This window comes from Geobacillus sp. B4113_201601, from assembly GCF_001587475.1.
GTDB classification, from domain to species: domain Bacteria; phylum Bacillota; class Bacilli; order Bacillales; family Anoxybacillaceae; genus Geobacillus; species Geobacillus icigianus.
This window is the reverse complement of record NZ_LQYX01000090.1, coordinates 1-4,865: the sequence shown is the minus strand read 5'-3', so window position 1 is coordinate 4,865 and position 4,865 is coordinate 1. Positions and strand designations below refer to the sequence as shown.

At 40.5% G+C, this 4,865-nt stretch carries 4 protein-coding genes and 2 pseudogenes; 5 read left to right on the top strand and 1 reads right to left on the bottom strand.

Features of this window, described 5'->3' with window-relative positions; genetic code table 11:
- The 5 genes and pseudogenes from B4113_RS20630 to B4113_RS12770 all read left to right on the top strand — a co-directional run.
- Nucleotides 1-506, top strand: a pseudogene (locus B4113_RS20630) (hypothetical protein); the annotation flags it as partial.
- Between the two features lie 111 nt (nucleotides 507-617).
- The gene (locus B4113_RS12790; protein ID WP_033842835.1) at nucleotides 618-1,034 is read left to right on the top strand and encodes an immunity 70 family protein; all 417 of its coding nucleotides are present in this window, start codon (nucleotides 618-620) and stop codon (nucleotides 1,032-1,034) included.
- 794 nt (nucleotides 1,035-1,828) lie between these two features.
- On the top strand, nucleotides 1,829-2,098 hold the full coding sequence (locus B4113_RS21235; RefSeq protein WP_369802271.1) for a transposase: 270 nt from the start codon (nucleotides 1,829-1,831) through the stop codon (nucleotides 2,096-2,098).
- 177 nt (nucleotides 2,099-2,275) lie between these two features.
- Nucleotides 2,276-3,449, top strand: a pseudogene (locus B4113_RS12775) (IS256 family transposase).
- 179 nt (nucleotides 3,450-3,628) lie between these two features.
- A complete protein-coding gene (locus tag B4113_RS12770) occupies nucleotides 3,629-3,877 on the top strand; it encodes a MafI family immunity protein (protein WP_003251249.1) in 249 nt (82 codons plus the stop codon).
- 230 nt (nucleotides 3,878-4,107) lie between these two features.
- On the opposite strand, the gene B4113_RS12765 is transcribed toward B4113_RS12770, so the two are convergent.
- On the bottom strand, nucleotides 4,108-4,865 hold a 758-nt coding region (locus tag B4113_RS12765), incomplete at its 5' end, for an ISL3 family transposase (protein ID WP_153017155.1).

Sequence of the window (4,865 nt, the reverse complement as noted above, 5' to 3'; positions counted from 1 at the left end):
TCGCGGAAACGGCCCGCCTGTTCAAGAAGCAATGGGACGAAGTAGTGGAAAGCGTCGCCTCTTTTTCATGGCAGCCCGCGTATGCGGGAGTGGGGCCGGCGCCGCGGGTGTGGATGGGGGAGGCGAAAGATGCGACCCTCAACAGGATCAAGAATGTTGAGGGGGAAGCGGTTGAGAAGGGGATCAGTGAAGCTGAGAAGCTTGCTAAGGGGACGAAGAAAACTAGACCATCATGGAGACAATCTGAAATCGATGTAGGGAAAGAATATCCCGGTTATCGTGAACAAGTATCATTTAAAGATGGCAATGAAGTAAGTCATGGCACTAAAAATAGTTCGAGACCAGATTTTTATATCAACGGTCATAGTGTAGAAGTTAAGAATTATAAAGTGACTACGTTTTCTGGAAGAAGTAACTTAATAAGAAGTGTTTCAAAGCAAATAAATAAGCGTATAAGTGATTTGATTTACCTGAACAAACTAGGCAAACTGTTATTATTGATGTAAGGGGTCAAAATGTCACAAGGGAAGTTTTGAGGGAGATTAAACAAAAAATAAATGAAAAAACAGACGGTGTTGCAGAAATTATTTTTAAAATGGATTAGAGGTGAAATTTAGATGGCGGTAGGAATATTAGTAGATTGTTTTTTTTACGAATTAGGACATAGCGATTTTGTACATTCATTCTTTTCGACAATCTCATATCATTTGGAAAAAGAAGGATGGGGGACAAAATACCCGTTATTAATGAATGATTTATATTATGACAAATTAAATTGGCAGAATATCCCCGTTGCGAAAGCTAATCTAATTGAAATTGAACAGGAATTATCAAAATACTCCCCAGAGTCTGTTATATGGGATATTGATGACATATCACAAAAACCACCGTGGGGGGATCAGTTTAGTTCAAAAGTAACTAATTTAGCAAATTATTTTGCAACAACTGATGGGAAGACATTTTTTGAAGTGATACGTACAGCGATGGACGTAGCAGAAGAAGATAAATGTGATATGAAAATTCATAAACTTTAACTTTTTTACGATATGGGGTACTGAATAAATGGTTCTTAACTATATAGTAGTTATAACCCTAGTACGCCCTATATGATTTTAAAATATACCCGTGGTGCTAGATAAAATCAGACAAGCATAAAAATAGCCTTGCATGAGGATCTTCTTAAAATGAAAGTGTAACCAAACATCAAAGGGAGAATTCACATGCAAGAGCCCTTTCACACTAGCGTTGCACAGCTTACAAAATTAGTAAATAAAGTGTGATATAAAAAAGCGTTTACGCAAAAGAAAAAACTCCTAATGTAGAAGTGTTGGCTTGTTTGTCCCAAAAACAAGTCTTCTACAAAGGAGTTTTTTCAATGAATAAGAACAATATAATTCATCAAAGCGTCATTCGTCAATGTTTATCTTTATTGCCGACTGAAACGTTTTCTTGTCCACTTCTCAACTATGATCAGAAAAAATTAACAGCGGATTCCCTTATAAAAATTTTTGTCGCAGCTCAACTGGGAAAATGGGAATCCTATGCGGATATCGAGGAAAAACTACGGGCTGACAAAGAATTGTTGAAGAGTCTGAATCTAGAGAGTATTAGTGGGTCTCAATTAAGTCGAAGGATTAACGAAATTACCTACCGAATGGGTACAATATCTCTTTTTTCAGGTAGTTGGCCAGATTCGAGAGTGAACGAAACCGTTAGCAGGGTTACCAAAAGGAATCGGTCGATTAGCCATTGTCGACTCCACCTATCTTAGGCTCCCTGAACAACTATCCAATTGGGCGTATATAACGAAAGATTAACCCATGTAAAAATGCATACTCGATTCGTGGTGGCTTCACCGGATACCGTCTTTCCTGATCGAATTCTCCCGTCCACTGGCAATGTGACGGATTTCGAAGGAGCCGATGTATTAGTAGAAGAGTGCGATGCGACCTATGTCATGGATCGAGGGGTTGCCTGTCATAAACGAATGAATCGATGGGCGAAGGAAGAAATCTCGTTCATTGTACGAATCAAAGAAAAGCAACAGGTGATGTATCTGTCAAGGTCGATTATTTTTTTCCCAAAATCGCCGGTTTAAAATTCCCCAGAAGGACCTTATTGATCCTTCTTTTTTTCTTGTTGGAGCCTCTTTTCCCGTAATCGATAGCTTGATGATGTATAAAATTTTGTGTAAAGCATTTTGCTAGACCAAAAGAAAAAAGGTAGGGTATTCTCTGATTGGACCAAAAATCTTAGAGAAAGGAGTACCCTACCTATGTCTAAAAGAAGTATACCGAATATCGACTGGGCAAATCAACTGGAAAACGCCATTCGTCAGTTTGTAAAGGAAAAATGAGAACTGATCATGCGGGAAGAAATCAAACATTTCCTCGAAATCGAACAAGCCGGAACATCAAACATGAGAAACGGCTATTATCAACGAAATCTAGATACCCAATATGGCCGGATTGAAGGGCTTTTGGTCCCAAGAGACCGAAATGGAGAATTTCAAACACAGCTGTTTGCCCCTTACCAACGACACACCGGCTGGCTGGAAGAAGCCATCATCAAGATGTATCAAAGCGGCATGAGTACACGGGAAATTGGCAAATTTATCGAACGAATTCTAGGAAATGCGTATTCTCCAGCGACGATCAGCCGTATGACCGATGTCGTGAAAGAAGACATTGAGAAATGGCATACTCGTCCTCTACAAAAGCGTTATTCGGTCTTATTTATATTTGGATGGGTTATACGTAAAACTTCGTCGCGAAACCGTGGAGAAAGAAGTCATTTATGTGGTGTTAGGGGTGAATGAAGAAGGGTATCGCGAAATTCTTGATTTCTTTGTGGGAGGACAAGAAAGTGCCTATGTATGGCAGGAAATTCTCCAAAACCTTTACAAAAGAGGCGTCAAGGAAGTGCTTTTAGGGGTATTCGATGGACTACCGGGTCTAGAAGAAGCCTTTCAGGCGGTGTATCCGAAAGCTGACGTACAGCGTTGTGTCGTTCACAAAGTCCGTAACACCCTCAGCCGTGTTCAGAAAAAAGACCGATTCGAAATGGCGGAGGATCTGAAACTCATTTATCGATCTCCGAGTAAAGAAATCGCATTGGAGATGTTTTGACAGTTTGAATCGAAATGGTCGAGCAAGTATCCGAGAGAAGTGCAATCTTAGGCTAATGAGTGGGATGTCCTCCTAACATTTATGGATTACCCAAGCAGTATTCGAAGTGTGATTTACACGACGAATGCCATCGAACGAACGATCAAGGAGATTCGGAAACGTTTAAAACCGATGAACCGTTTGAGCAGTTTAGAAGCCGCGGAAAAAGTCGTGTATTTAACCATTCAAGATTTTAATGAGAAATGGGCAGGGAGAAAGTTACGAGGATTTGCCGAAGCGCAGGAAGCCCTCGAGCGAATGTTTGAAGAACGTTATCATTAACCAAATACTGCAAATTAACAAAAATAGGGGGATTCTCCCTTTCCTCACAGGAGACTGAATATTCAGTCTCCTGCGGGGAGGAAACAGCCCCCTCTATTCCCAATCCATTTCAGAGATACCCTATCCATCTTGCATTACACAAAATTCTTGACGGTACCAATTTTAGGAGGGCGTATTTTATGAATTTAAATATTCTTTTAAAAGAAATAGTAAGAAATATTACTAATCTTCCATTGAAAGATGAAAAAGACATATTAGAGTTTATAGAACACGAAGAGTGGGGATTAGCTCTAGAAACAATATGCAGTGTAATTGAACAAGAGGATATTACTATTGATAAAGATATTTTTAGCAAAATCGAAGAAGCTGGAATATACATGGAAATGGACAAATCACTTTGGGAAGGAATAAGTAAACAAATTAGGTAAATACACGTGTGTTGATTAACCAATAATATCCATAAAAAAATGGGTCTTCACCATTTTCTGTGATTTCCACTCAATCCTAGAAACATGTTAGCTGGATGAAATAGGTTCATCAGTCAGGATCCTTCTTCCGCATACAGACCACGAAGTTGGTAGAATGGAAACAGTCAAGTGCTTTCCTTGACGGGTTCCATTCTACCAACGATCATACCGATAGCGGAAGAAGGGAGCGTTTAGGCAGCCTGACTGCCTGTAGTGTTCCCTGTACACTCCAGAAATACACGCAAACGAAACCGTTCCCGATTTCGATAGCCATATGCCCGGCGTTTGATGTTTTTGATCTTGTGATTCGTTCCCTCGATTCGGGCATTGGTATAGGGGCACAAAAAGTAGGAAAGAATAGGTTCCTTCCACCTTTCAAGCGTGTTGGCTACTTCCTGAAAAGAAGCAAAAGGGCTCTGTTTGGCTAACTGAATCCATTCTTCCAAGCGTTCCTTTGCTTCATTATATCCATCGGTTCGGTAAAAATCCCGAAACAACTCTTTCAGATAATAAGCAATGGAAAGTGCCGGATACTCCTCCAAGATATCGTCTAATCGAAGCCGTTGGTCCTTACGAAGCTTTTCACAGCCTTTCAAGAGAAGATATCGAGCCTTTTTCAATGGAGAACATTCCTTTCTTGCTTGATCCAAGGCTTGTGTCACTTTTTGAACCACATGGTACTTATCGATGACAATCGAAGCAGATGGAAACAGGGCGCGAACCGCCTTATGATAAGGTTCCCACATGTCAAGAATCACCGTTTGAACCCTTTCTTTCGACAGGACCTTTTGGCTCAACAAGTGGATAGCGGAGTCACATTGGCGATCGGCATGCATTCCCATGACCGATCCGGCTCTGGCATCCATCAATACAGTTTCATACTGATGTCCCTTTTTTACCGCGATTTCATCTAAACTAAGCACCATTCCTTCTTGAGAAGATGCTTCTA